This is a genomic window from Caballeronia sp. KNU42, assembly GCF_053760385.1.
The window spans coordinates 601519-622005 of record NZ_CM132390.1; the positions used below are offsets into that span (position 1 = coordinate 601519).

18 protein-coding genes are annotated in these 20487 nt (G+C 59.3%); 16 read left to right on the forward strand and 2 right to left on the reverse strand.

Going from position 1 to position 20487, the window contains the following annotated elements; translation table 11 throughout:
• Positions 1-80 precede the first annotated feature (80 nt).
• The 5 genes from ACSOSP_RS34120 to ACSOSP_RS34140 all read left to right on the forward strand — a co-directional run bounded on the left by ACSOSP_RS34120 (position 81) and on the right by ACSOSP_RS34140 (position 5851).
• On the forward strand, positions 81-1310 hold the full coding sequence (locus ACSOSP_RS34120; protein ID WP_455315060.1) for a CaiB/BaiF CoA transferase family protein: 1230 nt from the start codon (positions 81-83) through the stop codon (positions 1308-1310).
• Between the two features lie 87 nt (positions 1311-1397).
• The gene (locus ACSOSP_RS34125; RefSeq protein WP_455315061.1) at positions 1398-2153 is read left to right on the forward strand and encodes an acetoacetate decarboxylase; all 756 of its coding nucleotides are present in this window, start codon (positions 1398-1400) and stop codon (positions 2151-2153) included.
• An 11-nt stretch (positions 2154-2164) separates the two neighbouring features.
• The gene (locus tag ACSOSP_RS34130; protein ID WP_455315062.1) at positions 2165-3382 is read left to right on the forward strand and encodes an acyl-CoA dehydrogenase family protein; all 1218 of its coding nucleotides are present in this window, start codon (positions 2165-2167) and stop codon (positions 3380-3382) included.
• A 28-nt stretch (positions 3383-3410) separates the two neighbouring features.
• Positions 3411-4346, forward strand: a complete 936-nt coding sequence (locus ACSOSP_RS34135) for a 3-hydroxyacyl-CoA dehydrogenase NAD-binding domain-containing protein (RefSeq protein ID WP_455315063.1) — start codon at positions 3411-3413, stop codon at positions 4344-4346.
• A 263-nt stretch (positions 4347-4609) separates the two neighbouring features.
• Positions 4610-5851, forward strand: coding sequence for a PucR family transcriptional regulator (locus ACSOSP_RS34140; RefSeq protein WP_455315064.1), 1242 nt, complete (start codon positions 4610-4612; stop codon positions 5849-5851).
• Positions 5852-5966: 115 nt separating this feature from the next.
• Here the strand turns inward: ACSOSP_RS34140 and ACSOSP_RS34145 are convergent, their stop codons facing one another.
• The gene (locus ACSOSP_RS34145; RefSeq protein WP_455315065.1) at positions 5967-6896 is read right to left on the reverse strand and encodes a LysR substrate-binding domain-containing protein; all 930 of its coding nucleotides are present in this window, start codon (positions 6894-6896) and stop codon (positions 5967-5969) included.
• Positions 6897-7087: 191 nt separating this feature from the next.
• On the opposite strand from ACSOSP_RS34145, the gene ACSOSP_RS34150 reads away from it, so the two are divergent.
• The 7 genes from ACSOSP_RS34150 to ACSOSP_RS34180 all read left to right on the forward strand — a co-directional run bounded on the left by ACSOSP_RS34150 (position 7088) and on the right by ACSOSP_RS34180 (position 14230).
• A complete protein-coding gene (locus ACSOSP_RS34150; RefSeq protein ID WP_455315066.1) occupies positions 7088-7690 on the forward strand; it encodes an NADPH-dependent F420 reductase in 603 nt (200 codons plus the stop codon).
• Between the two features lie 537 nt (positions 7691-8227).
• Positions 8228-9016, forward strand: a complete 789-nt coding sequence (locus ACSOSP_RS34155; RefSeq protein ID WP_455315067.1) for an enoyl-CoA hydratase/isomerase family protein — start codon at positions 8228-8230, stop codon at positions 9014-9016.
• Between the two features lie 33 nt (positions 9017-9049).
• Complete coding sequence (locus ACSOSP_RS34160) at positions 9050-10711, forward strand: AMP-binding protein (protein ID WP_455315068.1); 1662 nt, start codon at positions 9050-9052, stop codon at positions 10709-10711.
• Between the two features lie 58 nt (positions 10712-10769).
• The gene (locus tag ACSOSP_RS34165) at positions 10770-11135 is read left to right on the forward strand and encodes a VOC family protein (protein ID WP_455315069.1); all 366 of its coding nucleotides are present in this window, start codon (positions 10770-10772) and stop codon (positions 11133-11135) included.
• A 40-nt stretch (positions 11136-11175) separates the two neighbouring features.
• Complete coding sequence (locus ACSOSP_RS34170; RefSeq protein ID WP_455315070.1) at positions 11176-12198, forward strand: LLM class flavin-dependent oxidoreductase; 1023 nt, start codon at positions 11176-11178, stop codon at positions 12196-12198.
• Positions 12195-13304, forward strand: coding sequence for a flavin reductase (locus ACSOSP_RS34175; RefSeq protein WP_455315071.1), 1110 nt, complete (start codon positions 12195-12197; stop codon positions 13302-13304). The genes ACSOSP_RS34170 and ACSOSP_RS34175 overlap by 4 nt, the downstream gene beginning before the upstream one ends.
• A 59-nt stretch (positions 13305-13363) precedes the next feature.
• Positions 13364-14230 (forward strand): alpha/beta fold hydrolase, encoded by an 867-nt coding sequence (locus ACSOSP_RS34180; RefSeq protein ID WP_455315072.1) that lies wholly within the window; start codon positions 13364-13366, stop codon positions 14228-14230.
• 101 nt (positions 14231-14331) lie between these two features.
• On the opposite strand, the gene ACSOSP_RS34185 is transcribed toward ACSOSP_RS34180, so the two are convergent.
• Positions 14332-15108, reverse strand: a complete 777-nt coding sequence (locus ACSOSP_RS34185; RefSeq protein ID WP_455315073.1) for an IclR family transcriptional regulator — start codon at positions 15106-15108, stop codon at positions 14332-14334.
• Between the two features lie 280 nt (positions 15109-15388).
• Between ACSOSP_RS34185 and ACSOSP_RS34190 the strand changes: the two genes are divergently transcribed.
• The 4 genes from ACSOSP_RS34190 to ACSOSP_RS34205 all read left to right on the forward strand — a co-directional run bounded on the left by ACSOSP_RS34190 (position 15389) and on the right by ACSOSP_RS34205 (position 20377).
• Positions 15389-16480, forward strand: coding sequence for a porin (locus ACSOSP_RS34190; protein WP_455315074.1), 1092 nt, complete (start codon positions 15389-15391; stop codon positions 16478-16480).
• 371 nt (positions 16481-16851) lie between these two features.
• A complete protein-coding gene (locus tag ACSOSP_RS34195) occupies positions 16852-18414 on the forward strand; it encodes an HAL/PAL/TAL family ammonia-lyase (RefSeq protein WP_455315075.1) in 1563 nt (520 codons plus the stop codon).
• 90 nt (positions 18415-18504) lie between these two features.
• A complete protein-coding gene (locus ACSOSP_RS34200) occupies positions 18505-19356 on the forward strand; it encodes a transporter substrate-binding domain-containing protein (RefSeq protein ID WP_455315076.1) in 852 nt (283 codons plus the stop codon).
• Between the two features lie 91 nt (positions 19357-19447).
• On the forward strand, positions 19448-20377 hold the full coding sequence (locus ACSOSP_RS34205; RefSeq protein ID WP_455315077.1) for a LysR substrate-binding domain-containing protein: 930 nt from the start codon (positions 19448-19450) through the stop codon (positions 20375-20377).
• Positions 20378-20487: the final 110 nt, after the last annotated feature.

Sequence of the window (20487 nt, forward strand, 5' to 3'; positions counted from 1 at the left end):
CTTCGCTATCGCGGCCCGCGATCCAGACGGACTCACGCCTGCATAGAGTCAATACCTAACCCCGAATTGGGAACACTTTCATGACTGACGGACAACACGTGTTTTCAGGTCTCAAGGTGCTCGACCTTGCGAGCTACATTGCCGGCCCTGCGGCAACGACGATTCTGGCTGACTTCGGAGCAGACGTCATCAAGATCGAGCCGCCGGGCACAGGCGACGTCTACCGGTTCTTCTCCGCCATGCCGCCGAACCCGGTAGCCGACACGAACTACGCCTGGCAATTGACGAACCGCAACAAGCGCAGCATTGCCCTCGACCTGAAGTCCGGCGAAGCGAAAGAAGTCCTGGTGCGCCTCGTTCAATGGGCAGATGTCGTGGTCGTCAATTTCCCGCCACGTGTGAAGGCCGCTTTGGGCGTGACCTACGAGGCATTGTCACCGCTCAACCCGAAGCTGATCTACGCGGACATTACCGGTTATGGTTCCGAGGGACCCGAGGCCGACACGCCGGGTTTCGATGTCACAGCCTATTGGGCGCGCTCCGGCCTCATGGAGGTCACCCACGACGCCGGCAGCCCGCCGACGCTTCCCATTCCCGGGATCGGCGACCACGCTACGGCCACGACACTCTACGCGGCCATCGTCACGGCGCTCTATACACGCGCCACGACCGGCAAAGGTGCTCACGTGTCGACTTCGCTGATCGCCAACGGTATCTGGGCGGCGGCAGCGTGGGTCGAGGGCGGTCTGAATGGCGGTCGGTTCTTCGCCCAGCACGACCGGAAGAATCCACCCAACGCACTGCTTAACCCTTACCAGACAGCCGACGGCCGCTGGATTCTGCTGGTCGCAGCCCAACGCAAGGACTGGCCCGCGTTCGCCCGCGCTATCGGTATGCCGGAGCTTCTGGAAGACCCGCGGTTCGTTGATGACCAACGTATTCATCACGCAGCCGCCTTGGTCGAGATTCTGGATCCGTTGTTCGCCAGCCAGCCCCTCGCCTTCTGGAAACAGGCGCTCAACGCGGCGCGCGTGATTTTCGGTGTCGTGCAGATTGCCGAAGAGATCATTCACGATCCGCAGCTGGAGGCCAACGGCATCGTCGTGCCGCTCGACCTGCCGGGCAAGCCCGCCACGCGCACGGTCAGCAATCCTATCCAGATCGTGGGGGAACGGAAGGTCAAACCGTGCGCCGCGCCGCAACTTGGGGAACACGGCGCAGAGATCCTGCGAGAGATGGGTTTCACGCAGGACGAAATCGCACACCTTCACGACGCGGGCACGGTCGCGCGCTTCGAAGGCTCAGCCTGATCCCACTGCATTGAACGTTTTTGAGCAAACGCCTTTTGCAGCCAGGCGCTGGCAAGCCATTGCCTGGCCACTTACCTGGAGCTTTACATGACTGAAGACGAAATTCGCGCGCACGCTTACACGATGCCGATCAGCAGCCCGGCCTATCCCAAGCCGCCTTTCCGGTTTGTCGATCGCGAATTCATCATCATTACCTATCGCACTGATCCGCAAATGCTGGCCAGCATCGTACCTGCGCCGCTGCTTCCCGCGGAGCCGATCGTCAAATACGAATTCATCAGGATGCCTGATTCAAGTGGCCTCGGCTCATACACCGAATCAGGTCAGGTCGTGCCGGTGTCGTTCAATGGCGTATCCGGCGGCTTCACGCATGCCATGTACCTCGACAGCGGGGCCGGCATCGCTTCCGGCCGTGAGTTGCTGGGCTTTCCGAAAGTATTCGCGCAACCGAAGCTTGAAGTCCGCAACGACGCGCTGGTGGGAACCCTCGACTACAACGGCGTGCGCGTTGCGACCGCGACCATGGCGTACAAGTACGCGCCGCTGGATCTCGCGGCCGTCAAGAAAACGCTCGCGGCGCCTGGCTTCCTGTTGAAAGTGCTGCCTCACGTCGATGGGTCGGCCCGGGTCTGCGAACTGGTCAGGTATTACGTGACCGACGTCACGGTAAAGGGAGCCTGGAGCGGGCCTGCTTCCCTCGAGTTGCATCCTCATTGCCTCGCGCCAGTCGCGAAGCTGCCGGTGCTCGAGGTTCTATCGGCGATCCATATCCTGACCGATCTCACGATCGGTGGCGCAGAAGTCGTGCACGACTATCTCAGCTTCCCCTCAAACGCATCCTGATGAACGATCGATTGGAACTCGCCATGACTGCCAGCTCAAAGCCAAACCACCCGCTTCCCGCCCCCGACAGCGACTTCTATCTGCTCTACGAGATTCTGAGCGATGCCGAGAGGGCCCTGCTAAAGAAGGTACGTGCCTTCATGGAGAGCAGCGTCGCTCCCGTGATCAACAAGTTCTGGGCCGAAGACGCGTTCCCGTTCGAGCTCATCCCCGGCATCCGGGATCTCGGCATCGTCGGCGTTGGGTTCGAAGGACATGGCTGCCCTGGCGGCAGTACGCTCCTCGACGGATTTATCGCAATGGAACTGGCGCGCGGCGACTCTTCCATCGCAACCTTTTATGGCGTCCATAGCGGACTGGCGATGGGATCGATCTACCTCGGCGGTTCGGAAGAGCAGAAGCAAAAATGGCTGCCGCCGATGGCGCGAATGGAAAAGATCGGCTGCTTCGGATTGACCGAACCGCTGGTGGGATCGGGTGCCGGCGGAGGCCTGCTGACCACCGCCAAGCGAGAAGGCGATACGTGGATTCTCAACGGTCAGAAGCGATGGATCGGCAACTCTCCCTGGTGCGACCTCTCCATTATCTGGGCGCGCGATGTCGACGACAATCAGGTCAAGGGGTTCATCGTCGAGAACAAAACAACCCAGGGCTTTTCGGTCGAAAAGATCAAGAACAAGATCGCGCTGCGAGTCGTGCAGAACGGCGTCATCACGCTCGACAATTGCCGCGTGCCCGAAGAAAACCGCCTGCAGGGGGATCTGTCCTTTCGCGATACGGCGCGGGTCCTTCGGCTTACCCGTCAATACGTCGCATGGGAAGCCGTCGGCTGCAGCATGGGCGCTTACGAACACGCGCTGCGCTACGCGCAAACACGCGAGCAGTTCGGCAAACCCATCGCTTCATTCCAGATGGTGCAGGACCTCCTCGCCAAAATGCTCGGCAATATTACGGCATCGCAGTGCATGGTCGTGAGGCTCGCCCAATTGCAGGACCAGGGCAAGCTGCTGGATCACCATGCCTCACTGGCGAAAGCATTCTGCACGACCCGCATGCGCGAGACGGTTGCGTGGGCGCGAGAGATATTCGGCGGCAACGGCATCGTGCTGGACTACAACGTCGCCCGTTTCTTTGCCGATGCCGAAGCGCTCTATTCATACGAAGGCACGCGGGAAATGAACTCCCTGATCGTCGGCAAGGCAGTAACCGGCTTCAGCGCCTTTGCCTGAACACACCTCACCCGAAGGATTGTCAGTCATGAGCAAAGACATCAACCGCATTGCCATCATTGGCACTGGCGTCATCGGTGCAAGCTGGGCCGCCCTGTTCCTCGCCAAAGGCCTGGATGTGATCGCCACGGACATTGCGCCGGACGCCAAGCCGAAGCTCGAAGCATTCATTGACGCGGCATGGCCCGCATTGGAAAAGTTAGGACTCGCAACCGGAGCCTCGCGCACCAGGCTGGCGTTCACGGCGAATCTCGACGAGGCGGTGGCCGGCAGCGATCTCGTCCAGGAGAATGGACCCGAACGTATCGATTTCAAAAAAGACCTCTACAGGCATCTCGACACTATCCTGGCGCCCACTACGATCATCGCGTCGAGTTCGTCAGGCCTGACCATGAGCGAGATCCAGTCGGCTTGCGAGCATCACCCCGAGCGGTGCGTGATCGGACATCCGTTCAATCCGCCCCACCTGATACCGCTTGTTGAAATCGTCGGCGGCGCCAAGACATCGGAAGAGACCATCGAGCGCGTCACGGCTTTTTATAGCGGTATCGGCAAGCGCACTGTTCGCCTTCACAAGGAGGTGCCCGGACACGTCGCCAATCGGCTTCAAGCCGCGCTTTTCCGCGAAATGGTGTACCTGATATCGGAAGGCGTGGTCAGCGTCGCCGACGCCGATACGGCTGTTTCCTGGGGACCGGGTCTGCGCTGGGGCGGGATGGGACCGAGCCTGCTGTTTCATCTGGGCGGAGGCGACGGCGGCATCGAACACTTCTTCGAACAGTTCACGGGACCGATGAGCGCGTGGTGGAAAGTCCTCGGCGCGCCCGAGCTCACCCCTGAGGTTCGTGCAACCATCATCCGCGGCGTGTATGAAGAGACTCAATCCCGATCCACGCACGAACTTGCCGCGCATCGCGATGAGATCCTGCTCGGGCTCTTGTCCCTGCGTCGAGACGAAATCTGATTGTGTCGTGCCTCTTGCCGGGCTGGTGCGCCGCGCGAGGCGCGCCTTCTTTCGATCCATGCGGCGCCTTCTTATCGGCCTGAACCTTTCAGTCTGTCAGGCATCGAAGCCGCTCGCCAGCGCTGCTCATTTTTGGAGAGGTTGAACGCAGACGCCTTCGACGTAAGCCCACCTGAAAAGAAGCCATTGCACTTGCAAAGCCATGAGCCGGGACAAGACTTCGGTAGACTATCGACGACAACGATCACTGAGGTATGCAAGGCATGACTAAAGGTGTCCCGGAGATATCGCCAGCCTTACACGAGTGGACTAAGGAAGTGGCCCTTGATTACGGGAGGGTCGTCGATCGGGTCTATGCAGCGTTGATGAATATCAAGCTGTATGCGGATCTGGATTCCCCAACAAAACTTGACATACGCAATTCGATCGCCTGGGCCTCAAAGCTCTGGTTCGATACGCTATTGTCCGGCAACGCGCCATCAGCGGAAGGGCTTGAAGTCTTCCGGGAGTATGGGCGCCGGCGGGTCTACCAGGGCTTGCCTCTCGACGCGCTGCTGCGCGCGTTCCGATTGGGGTCCCGCGAGTTATGGTGTTTCTATATTGAACTCAATGAGAAAAACGACGATCTGCGGGATGAACTGTTATTCCGCATCTCGCCGTTTTTGATGGAGTTCTTCGACATCCTCGCGCAGATCATCTCCCAGACTTTCCTGGACGAACAATATAAACAGGCTCGCTGGCGGGAAGCACTTCGATATCAGTTGCACACTATTATTTTCTTCTATCCCGAAGATACAGAAGGATTCGTGAAAACCGCCGCCGCCCTCCGGCTCGACGGAACGACTCCCCGAATAGCGCTGGCCATCGACGTCCGCTCGATCGACAGCCATTCGCCAACGTTCAAAAGCGAACTCGACCGAATTGTTGTTGCAACCGCCCGACGGCTCAAACTGCCCGTCGATGCGCTTTTCGACAACTGGTACTGCGGAAAGCTACTCGTGTGGATACCGGCCCGGCTCGGTGACCTGATGGGCATGAGTGATCTTCAGGTGGGCAAGCAGATCGTATCGATCGTAGAAACCATGCCGGAGATCAAGGCAATCGGCATTGGCCTGGCGGGCGAGGGAGCGGCAGGCTGGGCGATGTCCGCGGAGGAAGCCATCCGCGCGCTCAGTTCCGAGCGCGGTCGTGGAGGCGAAGAGCGCGTGCGCTTGTATTCGGAAATCGTCGTCGAAGAAAGCGTACGCGGTACGAAAAACGCCCTGCGCTATCTCGTCTCTCTCGTCGAACAGCTCGAGAGCGAACCGGAGCTGCTTGAGACACTCGAGACCTACTTTGATCAACTGCAGCGGAGAAAGGTGACCGCAAGCGTTCTTGGCATTCATCCGAATACGCTTAATTATCGGCTGGACCGAATCGAAAATATCCTCGGAGCACGCCTGGACGACGCAAGCTGGGTATCCAAGCTCGATATTGCAATCAAGCTGCGCCGCTCGACCAAGTAAGCCAAGCCCGCTCCCGTTATCCGCGCTTCCGAAAGACGGTTCATCCGCTTGACCCGGAAGATGCGGTGATCGTCACCGCCACGCGGACCATCGCGAGTAAGAGCCGACGTGCGACTCATTCGCTGCCTCCCGCGAACCTTTCAGCCAAGCGCTCCCGCTCGAACGCCTCGACGACGAAGTCGACAAACACGCGTGTTTTCGCCGGCAGCAGCGCACGCGTCGCGTAATAGATCGAAATTGCCCCGGCGTCCGCGTACCAGCGCGGCAGCAATCGTACGAGCTCCCCCTGCTCGATCGACGACAGCACGTCCGATACGGACAGCAGCGCGACGCCCAGCCCGAGAATCGCCGCTTCACGCATCGCTGCCGGGTCGTTGACCACGATGGTCTCGCCGAGCTGCGCAGGCACTTCATCGCCTGCTGTGTCACGCATCGTCCGGTGGCGCACGCGCCCGGTGCGGCTCGAGCGCATCACGATGCCGTCGAGTTCTGCAAGATCTCCCGGATCGGCCGGTGGTACGCGGCCGGCCATGTAGGCCGCAGACGCCACCGCCACGAGATGCGCCGGCGCCAATGCGCGCGACACAACACCCGGTGCGAGATCAAATCCACCACCCAGCGCCGCATCGTATCCCTCTGCAATCAGGTCGACCTGCCGGTTCTCGAAGTGCCAATCCGGACGAACCATCGGATAGCGCGCGAGGAACGCCGGCAACAGCGGCATGACGTACGTGATGCCAAACGTGGGCGCCATGCTGACTTTCAGCACGCCGGCCGGCTCGCTGCGATCGTCCGAGACGGACGCGATCGCTGTCTGCAGCGCGTCCAGATTGCCGCCAATTTCCACGAGAAAGCGCTCGCCCGCCTCGGTCAGCGTGAGCTTGCGCGTCGAGCGTTGGAACAGTCGCACGCCGAGATTTCGTTCCAGCAGCGCAACGTTCCGGCTGACCGCAGCGGGCGTCAGCGCGAGACGCCGCGCGGCCGCGGAGAAGCTGCCCGTTTCAGCGCTGCGCACGAAGGATTCGAGATTGGCGAGGGTTTCCATGCGGGAATCTTAAAGCATTGCTTGAAAATAATTCAAACGATTACCGGCTAATCATCGAGCAATTAAGGCGGCAACATTCGTCCATCCATCCCCGGGAAGTGGTGTCACATCTGCTTCCTCTTGCCGGCACGGACGTCGGCTTTATCGCTTGATTCATCACTTGATTCATCACCTTTCATCGGAGCATTGTCATGAACACCATCGGTATCATCGGAGCAGGCGCCATTGGGTCCGCGTTCGCGAAAGCGCTGGCGGGCAAAGGCCTCAAAGCCATCATCGCGAACAGCCGGGGCCCGAATTCACTCGCGGAACTCGCGCGCGAACTCGGCCCCTCAATCACGCCGGGCACGCGCGAACAGGCGGCCGCGCAGGACATCGTCCTCGTCGCAGTGAACTGGTCGAAGCTGCCGACCGCCCTCGCCGGCCTGCCGGACTTCGGCGGACGCGTGGTGATTGACGCGAACAATCCGATCGAGGCGCCGCTGTTCCAACCAGCCGAATTGCATGGCCGGAGCTCGAGTGAAACATTCGCGGAGCTCGTGCCGGGCGCACGCGTCGTCAAGGCGTTCAATCATCTGCCGGCGCAGCTCATCTCCGACGATCCACAGGCCGAGGGCGGGCACCGCGTGTTGTTCTTCGCAGGAGACGACGCGGATGCGAAATCGGCGGTGAGCGGACTGATCGGGCAGCTCGGCTTCTTCGGCATCGACCTGGGTTCGCTCGAAGGCGGGGGGCGGCTAGTTCAAATTCCGGGCGGCCCCTTGCCGGTGCTTAATCTCGTCAAATTTGGATAACCAATGAAAGGCGCGAAACACGGCGCCTTTTACACAAAAACCCAGCCACTCCCCACGAGTGGCCGCTCCGGTATTCACCTGCTGGTGGGCCTGGCTGCGATGCCAGGCCTCGTCCACGCGATCTTCCCCACACGCCCTGGCATGGTTCCAGCCGCCCGGCATCTACCAGACGCCCTGGTTGCGGGATTCGAAAAGCCGAATCGGTAGCGGTAGTGCGCGGTTGACTGCGCAACGCACCCGCGTCATCCGCCGGAAGGAAAGGCGGCGCCCGCCGGGCCTACAGCCGGCACCCCAGGTTTACCCGACCAGCACCGCCCAGCGACTCCCTGGGCGGTGCTTTTGCCTGCGCGCCTCTATAGCAACCCAGATCCGATCCGAAGCATGCCGTCATCGCCGAATAGGTTGACACGCGTCCACTGGCGTCCTAATATACAACAATGCTGCATGCGTTCACTATTGTTGAATATACGCAGCGCAGCTCCTGGCAGGAGACATCGTGGTTTCACGATCGCCATCATTTATTAAGGATTCCTTTCAATGAAAAGCATCTATTTTGAACGTCGTCAGAACGTCGGCCATATCGTCTTGGCCAATCCTCCCTCGAATCTCATCGCGGCTGATTTCGCCGACAGCCTCGAGAAGGCCGTCCGGGAAGCCAGCAGGGCCGATATCCGCTCGCTCCTGATCCGCGCGGAAGGCCCCAATTTCAGCCAGGGCGGCGACGTCCTCGATTTCATCGACAAAGGTCTCGATGACTGGCGCACATTCATTTCGCAGATGCACTACACCTACCGGTCAATCGAAGCCCTCCAGATCCCGACGATCAGCGCGGTGCGTGGCGCGGCGTTGGGTGGCGCATTCGAGCTGGCTCTCGCTTGTGACTTCATCGTCGCAGCGGAGAACGCCGCGTTCCGGTGCATTGAAGCGTCCGTTGGCACGGCGCCCGTCGCGGGCGGCGTGCAGCGTCTCGCGGAAAAAGCGGGGCGTGCGTATGCAGCACGTTACGTCATGCTAAGCGAACCCATGTCCGGCACGACCGCGGGCCAACTCGGCGTTGCCGCCTTTGTCGTCGGCGAAGACCAGGTCGAGAATGTCGCCGGGGATCTCGCCATCAAGCTTGCCAACGGCCCTACGCGCTCGTATGGCGCCATTCGCGCCCTCCTGAAGGCATGGTCGAGCGGCGGCGTGGCCGGCGCCGACGCGCTGACCCTCGACCTCACCATGGGGCTGCACACGACGGAAGACGCCCGGAAAGGGCGAACCGCCCGTGCTGAAGCCGTCATTCGTGGCGAAGAACCGGCTCCGGTTGTTTTTCTCGGCAAATGAGCCTTCAGACAAGCGACTAAGTGGACGGTACCGATGAAGACACTTTCCTATGAGCGCGGAACACGTTTCCCCGAGCTGATCGACAAGACAATCGGCGATGCGTTCGACGAGATCGCCGGCAAAATGGGCGATCACATTGCGGTAGTCAGCCGGCATGAAGGGGTCCGGCTAAGCTACGGAGAACTACGCGAAAAGTCGGACCGGCTTGCGGCCGCGCTTCTCGAGTCAGGGTTCAAGCCGGGCGACCGGATCGGAATCTGGTCCCACACGAACATTGCCTGGCTGCTGCTGCAGTTAGCCACTGCAAAGGCCGGGTTGATACTCGTCAACATCAACCCGGCTTACCGGACCTCCGAACTGGAGCACGCACTCAACCTGGTGGGGTGCAAGGCCATCGTGACGATGGTCCGGTACCGATCGAGCGAATACCTGAACATGTTGCGAGAGCTGGGAAAAGCCCGGTTGCCGAGCCTCGAAACAATCTGGTGGATCGACGAGGCCGGCGCCCCGGACGAAGCCGGTGCGCAACGCTTCTCCGACCTGCTGCGCGTCAACGCTGCGGACAGCGCATTGCTTCAGGATGTACGCCGTACCGTGCGCCCGGACGATGCCGTCAACATCCAGTTCACCAGCGGGACGACAGGGCTCCCCAAAGCCGCAACGCTGAGTCATCGCAACATCCTGAACAACGGCTTCTTCGTGGGCGAGTGCATGAAGCTCACCCACGCGGATCGCGTATGCGTCCCGGTCCCGATGTACCACTGCTTCGGCATGGTGATGGGCAATCTGGCTTGCCTGACCCATGGCTCGACGATCGTCTACCCCGCGGAGCGCTTCGACGCCGAAGCTGTCCTCGCGGCCGTACAGGCAGAACAATGCACAGCACTGTACGGGGTGCCGACCATGTTCATCGCTGCACTCAATCACCCGCGCTTTGCACAGTTCGATATGAGCAGCCTGCGCACCGGCATCATGGCCGGTTCGCCCTGCCCCATCGAAATCATGAAGCGGGTTGTCGGCGAAATGCATCTGTCCGAGATCACGATCGCCTACGGCATGACGGAAACGAGTCCCGTGAGCTGCCAAAGCATGACGGATACCCCGGTGGAGAGGCGCGTATCCACGGTCGGCCAGGTGTTGCCTCACCTCGAGGTCAAGATTGTCGATCCGTTGAGCGGCCAAACCGTGGAGCGCGGCCAGACCGGCGAACTCTGCACCCGCGGCTACTCGGTCATGCTTGGCTACTGGAACCAGCCCGATCGGACGCACGAGGCAATCGACGCAGAAGGCTGGATGCACTCGGGCGATCTCGCCACGATGGATTCGGACGGCTATGTCAACATCGTCGGGCGAATCAAGGATATGGTCATCCGCGGCGGTGAAAACCTTTATCCCCGGGAGATCGAAGAGTTCCTGTATACCTGCCCGGGCGTTCTTGACGTGCAGGTAGTCGGCGTACCGGACAAGCATTTCGGCGAAGAACTATGCGCATGGATCATTGTCACGCAGGGAACGGCTCTGGATGACGCCGCGATTCGCGACTTTTGCAAGGGCCGCATAGCGCATTACAAGGTCCCCAAATACATCCGCTTTGTCGACTCGTTTCCGACCACCGTCACGGGGAAAATCCAGAAGTACCTGATTCGGCAAATGATGAGCGAAGAGCTTGGACTGGACGAACAACACACAGCGTGATTCCCCTCTGTTAGGACATCACATCAATTAAGTTATCGCAATTCAACGGAGTTCCGCCATGGCAGAAGTTGACATACAAACCGTCTATTTCGTCGCGAAGGATATGGGCCGGCTGGAAGATTTCTATGTATCGGCGCTGGGGATACCTGTCCAGTTCCGCGACGAAAACAAGTGGACTCAATTCCGCCTGCAGCGCAGTGCATTTGCACTGAGCTCGGCAGAGGAAGCGGCGCCAGGAGCCGTCGGGGCTGTTCCCGTCTTCGAGGTCGCCGAGGAGGCTCAGGATGAGGCTCGGCAAAGAATCGTGTCCGCGGGCGGCCAGCTACTCGCGCAGCGCAACATGGGCAGTCACGGCGTGGTCGCCACCTACAAAGATCCGGAAGAGAACATCTTCCAGGTATTCAGCAAATCTTCGACCCGTTGAGTCAGAAGATCATTCCATTTCTCACCTTACTGGAAAATCGATGAAATTCGGTATATTCGATCAGAACGACCGCAATGGACTTCCTATTCATAAGCAGTACGAAGATAGAATGCAGATTATCGAGCTCTATGACAGGCTCGGCTTCCATTGTTATCACATGTCGGAACACCATGCGACCACGCTGAGTGCCTGCCCGTCGCAAAGCGTGTTTCTTGCCGCTGCCGCGCAGCGCACCGAGAAACTGCGCCTGTCTCCGCTGGTCTACATTCTCCCGATCCACCACCCAGTGCGTCTTGCCGAAGAGATTTGCATGCTCGACAACCTGAGCGGCGGCCGCCTGGAGTATGGCGTGGGGCGAGGCGCCTCGCCCCACGAAATCGAGGCGCTCGGTATCGATCCAGCTACGGCTCAGGCCAGATACGTCGAGTCGTATGAAATCATCAAGCGGTACTTGAACTCGGATACCCTCAACTACAAGGGGGAGTTCTGGCAATTCAATGACATGCCGATCGAACTCAAGCCGCTGCAGACGCCGCCCCCGACCTGGTACGCGCTGGCATCGCCGGAGTCGACGGTATGGCCGGCCCAGGAGAAGATGAACATCGTGTGCGGCGGGCCGGTTCAGCGAGTCAGGGCGATCACCGATCGATATCGCGAAGAATTCGCAAAGCGGCATCCGTCCGCCGCTGAACCGCTCATCGGCGTGAATCGCTATATCGTTGTCGCGGAAACGGATCAGGAGGCCATGGAAATTGCCTCGCGGGCATGGTCGGTCTTCTATCCGAACTTTTCCAAGCTCTGGAAGAAGCACGGCACGGAACCGGTCAACCAGAAGCTTCCGCCGACAATCCAGCCGCTCGTGGAATCGGGCATTGCCGTGGTGGGCCGCCCGGAAACCGTTCGCGAAAAGCTGCTGGAGCAGGCTCACGACGGCGCTTTCAACTACCTCATAGGAACGTTCATGTTCGGGGACATGTCCGTTTCCGAAGCAAAGACATCTATCGGCCTGTTTCACGAGTCCGTCATGCCGGCGTTCAGCGAGTCGCAAAAGGTTCTGTCATGACCGGCAGCACTTCGTTAGATCACGAACGTCCTGCAATCGGGACGTTCGACAAACGTCAGTTGAGAGACGTGCTCGGGTCCTTCGTAACCGGTGTCACGGTGGTTACCGCCCTCGATGCGCAGGGGCAAATGCACGGCCTCACCGCCAATTCGTTTTCCTCGGTCTCCCTGGACCCTCCGCTCGTTTTATGGAGTCAGGCGACTTCTGCGGGAAGCCATCCGGCTTTCAAGGATGCCGAGAGATTTACGATCAACATCCTGGCTGAGCATCAATTCGATCTCGCCAATCACTTTGCGACCCGGTCGCCGGATAAATTCTCTGGCGTCGACTATGACCTTGGCGTCGACGGGCTGCCGCTATTGCGCGATTGCAGCGCATGGCTGGAGTGCAAGGTGGTCTCCCGCTATCCAGGCGGAGACCATGTGATATTTGTCGGATCGGTGGATTGCATTCGCCAGAGCTCGCGACGGCCACTGGTATTTGGCGGCGGGCAGTATCTGGTTGCCGACCCGCACGACCTCGGCCTCGCGCCGGTCGGAACACAGGGTGCGATGAAATCGCAGCCGCACGCTGTCCGGCTGGCCAGCCGCGCCATGTTGCGGCTCGCACGTTCACTGGACCAGACACTTGCGCTGGTTGCGTGGGGCAATCACGGTCCCACCGTGATCGCGTGGCAAGCCGCCACCACGCCCGTGGCCGCCGATCTGCCACTGGGGCTTGTCCTGCCGGTGACTTCCTCCGCTTCGGGATTGGCCCTCGCGGCATTCCTTCCGCCCGAAGCGGTAGATCGATTCGTGACGGCGGAGCTGCGTGATAACGGGCGACAAGCGTCTGGCGAACCGCTCCTCACCGCGGAGTCCCTCGCTAGCGTACTTGAAGGCGTCAGGGCTTCGCATGTTGCGACGAGACGCCCCGGGCCGTTTTATGACGACCGGGTGCTCGCCAACGCCATCAGCGTGCCCATTCTTTCCCCGAACGGACTGGCGGTGCTGGCACTGACAGCCATCGGCCCGGCAGAGCATTTCGATGCCGCGGCTGACGGCCCCTGTGCAGAAGCCCTCAAGGCCGCTGCGCATGAAATCTCCGCTGCCTTGAGAGAAACGTGAATTGGCATTTGCCTAAGTTCCAAGTTACAGCGACTGATATACCGGCCCGAACTCCAATCATGACTGAAACAGATAGCCGTCTACTTGAGTCCTCGCTACCCGAGGTCGAGCAAGTGCAATTGAATCTCCCCACACTCGGCGCTAACCGGGTCATCACGTATCGCGCTGCCGGCGATGAGTTCGCGCCCGCCATCGTGTTGTTGCATGGCATCGGTTCGAGTTCGGCGGGATATCGCGCGCAGCTCGCGGCACTGAGCAAGAACTATCGGGTGATCGCCTGGGACGCCCCCGGCTATGGGCAAAGCAGTCCCTTTGCAATCAGCACTCCGGCTGCCACGGATTATGCGGATGCGCTCGCGGAGCTGATGTCCGCACTCGGCATATCGCGCGCTACCGTCGTAGGCAGTTCATGGGGTAGTGTCATCGCCGCAACATTTGCAGCGCGGTACCCGTCGGCTACGCGCGCCCTCATATTGAGTGCGCCCAATGTCGCACGAGGACATCTATCCGGTGGGGAGCGCGACGCGGCGCGAGAAGTTCTGATGCGCAGCGCAGCGGCACAATCGCCCGAGGCGCGCGCCGCTGTGATCGACGCTCTGCTCGCGCCGAATGCCGGGCCCCTGGTTCGCGCGGTCGTATCCCGGCTGAGAGACGCGGTGACCCCTACAGGCTGGGAACAGGCCGTGGACATGCTCTTCTCAACCTATACGCCATCCGTCGTTCCTTCGATCGAGGCGCCGATCTCCGTGATTGTCGGCAACCTCGACCGCCTCGCGCCAATTGAAGACCATGCCCGGCCGATTCACGAGGCTGCTCACCATTCGACGCTGCACGTGCTCGAGGCAATCGGCCACATGCCGAAGCTTGAAGCGCCGGGGGTGTTCAATTCCATCGTGCTGGAAGCGGCCGCCGCCGGGACAGACTGACGAAAGCACGAACGCAATGAGGCGGCGGCGCCAAGCCGCTGCCCTCGCTATAGCGTGTCCGTTGCGCTCACCCGCGCGCATCGGTAGTGCGCGCTCCGCTTCTAGCCAATCTTGAAGGGGACCTTTCCGCCCAGTGCCACCGTAGCTCGAACCGCGCTTTCGATGAGGGCCTTGACCGCGTCCCCTTCAATTTCCGTGCTCAGCGTTGCAGGCGATCCGATGAGACTGATGGCGAATCGGAGGTCCCCGTCCCTGTCCCAGACAGGCGCCGCGACAGACACGTAACCCATGTCCCCACGATGAACCGTTGTGAAGCCACATGTGCGCAATTCAGTGATCGCTTCTTCACGCAAGGAAGCCGGACTCCATTGCGGGTCCCCAGACAGCTCGCGGCTGATGAGATCCTCGGTGCGCGCTGGCTGAAGACAGGCAATGAACAGCTTTCCCGCGGCAGTCGTGACCAACGGAATCAGGCCTGTTCTCAGCTCGAGAATACTGCGCGTCTGCCCCTCCTGCTTAAAGAGACTGACCGGTCCATCTTCAGTCCATGCTGTCACGGCCGCACCGCTCAGCGTTGCTTCCCGCAAGGCGATCACCTCCCGACGCACGATATCGAATCCGTCCAGCTGGTTGATCGCGCTCATCCCCAAAGCAAGCGACGCCGGCCCGAGCTTGTAGCACCCCGGCTTTTCGTCCGCCGACACAAGCCCGGTCCGTACCAGACTAATCATGTAGTTGCTCGTCGCGCTCGGCGACAGTTCGGACAGCGCAGCAATTTCCTTGAGAGGGAGTGCCCGCTCACTCGTCTGCAACGCCGAAAGGATCCGGAACGCAATCTCGACAGACTGGATGCCACGCCTCGCAGTCACATTGGTCATTTTTGGGCCATATGGAAGTCAAAAAAAACACCGCTCCGGGTTTCCACGGACGGTACTCATGTTGACACGTCTAGGGGCGGTCCCTATAGTGTTCAACATACATTATGTCATTCATTATTGTTGAATGCAACGGCAGCAGACTGGGGGGATCGGGAACGATCGGGCAGCCGGACTAATCGTTTGAATTTTTTGGTTCCATTTCATCAGTAGTACAAATTTAACGCATCCTTTTATTCATATAACTTCCTCGGAAGAGAAACAACCGGATTGGAGACAAGGCATGACAACTTTTGGACGTACAGTGGCAGGCGTGATCGGGGTACTTTCCGTGGCCAGTGCCGCCAACGCGCAATCCAGCGTTACCTTGTATGGGATTGCGGACACGGCAATACAGTACGTTAGCAACGTCGGAGGACATGCCCTGTTCCAGGAGGGAAACACGCACGCCCCCGACATTTTTGGCTTGAAGGGCGTTGAGGATCTCGGTGGCGGCCTGCACACCATCTTCGATCTTCAGAACGAATACTTGCTAAACAATGGCCAGGCACTTGTTCCCGGGACGTTGTTCAACAGAAAGTCATATGTCGGACTGCAGTCGGACACCTATGGCACGTTGACGCTCGGTCACCAACCCAGCTTCATGTATGACATTCTTGCCAATTATCAAACGCCTCTGCTCGTTGGCAACATTCTCTCGCTTCACGAGGGTAACCTCGATGAAATCGCCAACTTCTTCCAGTTCAACAACGCCGTTAAATATGTGAGTCCCACCCTGGGCGGGTTCTCCTCGGGGGCCGAATTTGCGTTTGGAAATGTCGCCGGCAATTTCAGCGAAAGCCGCAACTACTCTTTCTTTGTCCAGTACAAGGGAGGACCTTTGAGTCTGGCGGCCACGTACGCGAACGAGAACAACCGCTTTCTGGAACTCTCCAGCTTTATTGGTCTTCCGTCGCTGTTTAGGACTCCACTTCCTCAAGCCGAGGGCGTCGTTGCCAACAAGCTCGTCAATTGGGGGCTCGGCGCATCGTATCAGTTTCAAAATGTGCTTGTGCATACCACGTTTACGCAGTCGCGCATCACATTGGCGACTGGCCAGGGTAACGCCAACACGGTTGACGCGGGGATGAACTGGACGGTCAAGCCCGATGATGTAATCGCGATTGGCGGATGGGTGGAGAATCTGGACGGTGGAAACTGGAAGACCATTACCCTCTCGAACTCTTTCCTCTTCTCGAAGAGAACTACGGTCTACCAGCAGGTGACCTATCAACATGCGTCGGGCACCAACAGCGTCGCCTCGCTCACGGGCGCAGGCGTCGCATCCGGCCGGTCTACGACCGGTGTCTCGGTTGGTATCGAGCATACATTTTAGGAATGCGAATCTAATCTCGATTGGGGTAGCCGTTTCATGACCACATCACTTCAAGGAAGCGACTGCCTATACCAGCCCATACAAGAATCCAAGACAAACATTTGCATAGATCAAAAATCGATATTTTCTGATAACCCCCAAAAATCCGAGAAAATTATTTTCTCGAATTAAAAAAACTCATCCTTTAGACAAACGCACATGACCCAAAAAATCCGGCTTTAGAAAAACTAAACACGAAAGTCAAATCAAATCGTTTGTGCGTCAACATCGCCGTCGCTACTCTGGCCTGCAATGATCTCCGGCAAACATCGCGCTTTTAAGCCGATTTTGCCACTCACTTCATTTCATGCATTCAACAGGGGAAATTCAGAATGAGTTTGGCGCACATCGAATCTCGACCAAGCAAGATATCCGACGTTCAGCTCGGAGAATCCGATATTTCGATCGAGCAATTCATTGCCGTCGCCCGACACGGTGCACAAATAAAATTTTCGTCCGTCTATCGAGAGCGCGTGTTGAATTCGCGCCGCCTGGTCGATCTTTTCCTGAGCGAAAACCGGCTTGTTTATGGTGTGACCTCGGGCTTTGGCGCAAATTCGACACGCGTCATCAACCCGGACGACGCCGAGCAGCTTCAGCGAAATATCGTGCGCTCCCATGCGGTCTCGGTCGGCGAACCGCTGCCTCGCGAAGTTGTCCGAGCCACGCTCCTGATGATGCTGATCAGCCTCGGCAAGGGTTATTCCGGCGTAAGCCTCGAATTGCTGCAACAAATCGCCGGGCTGCTGAACAACGACATCACGCCGTTCGCGCCGGGCGACGGATCGGTCGGATATCTCTCGCCCGAGGCACATATGGCGCTCGTGCTGATTGGCGAAGGAGAAGCTTTTTGCCGCGGTGAACGCATGAGTGGCGCCGAAGCACTGGAGCGAGCGGGGCTGAAGCCGCACTCGCTGCGCTGCAAGGAAGGGCTTTCACTCACCAACGGCACCACCTCGGTGACCGCAATCGGGATGCTGGCGCTTTACAACGCGCTCGAGCTTTCGAAGGTTGCCGACATTGCCGCATCGATGTCCCTGCAGCCGCTCAAGGCCACCACGCGCTCGCTGGATGCCCGGTATCACGCCGTCAAGAAACATGTCGATCAGAGGAACACCGCCGACAACATCCGACGGCTGCTGGCCGGAAGTGCGCTGTGCGATCGCTTTGCCGATTACCGGCTGCAGGACGCCTACAGCCTTCGCGGCATTGCCCAGGTGCATGGAGCGTCCAAGCGGGCGATCAAGGACGCGTACGACGCGATTCTCGATGAAGTGGGGTCCTGCGGCGACAACCCTGTCATCCATCCCGACGGCGAGGATGGTACCGCGATATCCGGCGCCAACTTCGACGGTACGTTCGTCGGCATCGCGTGCGATCTCCTTTGCATCGGCATGACCACGCTCGCGAAGATCTCGGAGCGCAGGACGGACCGCCTCGTCAACCCGTACTTCAGCGAACTGCCCGCGTTCCTCGCGAAGGATCCCGGACTGAACAGCGGCTACATGATCATTCAGTACACGGCGGCCGGATTGCTGGGCGAGATGCGCACCCTTGCTCAACCAGCAAGCGTCGACAGCGTGCCGACGAGTGGTAACCAGGAAGACCCCGTGAGCTTCGCCTATCACGCGGCACGAAAGGCCTACGCAACTTCGCAGAAGTTGCAGCACGTGCTGGCGATCGAGCTGCTCACCGCCGCCCAGGCACTGGACTTCTTCGATCCAGCCGACGCATCACCCGCAACCGCCGCGGTGTATGCGCGCATTCGACAAGTTGCCCCGACCGCAGAAGGCGACCGGTTTTTCTATCCGGACATGATGGGAGTCCACCGGCTTGTCGAACAGGGCGACTTGCTGAGCATCGTGGAAAACATCGCCGGCACTTTGCACGGCTGAAGCCGGTCGCGCCCACCATGCCACGGAGTGTGGCGATCCGGGAATTTCCAATCCAGGCACAAGCTTGATTCGACACTGTGGAGGTGTAATGTGAATACGATTTGCACAAAAGTCCTGAAGGCTTCTCTCGTCACCTTTCTCGGCGTGCTGGCACTGGTAGGCAACGGCGCTCAGGCAAAGACCGTGAAGGTTGCCCTGGAAGGCAATTATGCTCCGTGGAATCTGACCTTGCCGAACGGAAAAATCTCGGGATTCGAACCGGAATTGCTCGACAACCTGTGCAAGCGGGTTAATCTGCAATGCGAAACAGTTGCCCAGGATTTTGACGGCCTCATTAATGGCCTGCAGGCCGGCAAATTCGATGTTGTGATGGATGCCCTTGCCATCACGCCGGAACGCCAACAGGCCATTGCCTTCTCCAAACCCTACGCTGCAACGCCGGCCGCATTCGCGGCGCTAGATGGGCATGGCCTCGCGAACGCGACAGGAAAAACTTCTTTCCTCAAGCTGACCGGTGACCCCAAAATCGACGGACCCATGCTTGCCCCGCTGCGCGATCAACTGAAAGGAAAATCCATCGGCATTCAATCCGGCACGGTGTACACCAAGTTCATTACCGACAACTTCAACGACGTCACTTCCATACGTTTCTACAAGACCTCGGCCGAACGTGACCTCGACCTGGTCAACGGACGCGTCGACACGGCCTTCGACGACGTCACCTATTACGCCGGAATCGCCGGCAACAAGGATACCGCCCAAATCCGGATCGCCGGACCGACGATTGGTGGCGCGGTTTGGGGGCCGGGAGAAGGACTTGGGTTTCGCAAACAGGATACGGATCTGAAAGCAAAATTTGACGCGGCCATCACCGGAGCACTGGCAGACGGCACCGTGACGCGATTGTCGGAAAAGTGGTTCAACACAGATGTGAAGCCGTAAGCGTGTGGCATTGCATGACGCCGTTACGCGTCCAGGCGGAGAACAGTCTTTGCTAGACTGGCTTCACGATGGCATTTGCCAGGTTAACGACATGAACCGCCTTCCTCCTCTTCGAGCCTTGCAAATATTCGATGCCGTCATTCGTTACGGGGGCGTCGTGGCCGCCGCAGAGGCGCTTCACGTAACGCCCGGTGCGATTAGTCAGCAGATTCGCGTCCTTGAAGACTTTCTCGGGGTCGCGCTTTTCGAGCGGGAAAACACGGGCCTGCGGCCAACCCCACTCTGCGAGCTGTACCACTCGCACATCTCTCGCGGGTTCGAGTGCTTTCATAGCGCCCAGGCGGCGCTCAAGGCGCAGACAGGGCGCCGACTCACCCTGATGACATTTCCGTCAGTCGCGACCCATTGGCTTGCCTCCAGACTGGACACGTGGCACACCATCTGCCCTCACGTGCAGGTCCATGTCGAGGTCGTCGACCACGAAACCAGTATCGCCGCGAGAAGTGCCGATGTCCGGCTAACGTATGGGGCACTACCGACTGACGGAACGCCCTATCACGTCGTTTTTACGGACAAAGTTGCACCCGTGTTTGCACCCTCGCTGTTGCAGGCGGACAAACCCGTCTCGCAACCAGCGGATATCTTGCGCTACCCGCTGATTCACGTCGAATGGGGATGGGCAAACCTGTCGCCACCAACGTGGGGACACTGGTTACATGCGGTTGGGGTGCCGCTGCCTGATGGCCTGGCGCCACTCACCTACTCCGTTTCCGGTATGGCGATCGATGCGGCAATTCGGGGAAGAGGCATTTCGTTGGGACAGGGCTTTTTCGCCATCGATCGCATCAAGCGGCACGAACTTGTCGCGCCGTTCAAGGTCGCCCTACCAATGCCGTTCCCCTACTTCATTTGCTGGAAGCGAACTGCGGCAGACTCCCCTGCGACCAGGCAATTTCTCGATTGGCTAATTGAGGAAGCCGAGCAGACGGGACGCGACATAAAAGCCATGTTTGGCGACTGAGGCGCAACAAACGGAAGGTTCATGATTACCTCCGCGCTAAGGTGTAGAGGAACTCGATTGGCGTCCGGGAAATTGGCCGAATGACTTCCGTTTCGACCGCTTGGAAAGGT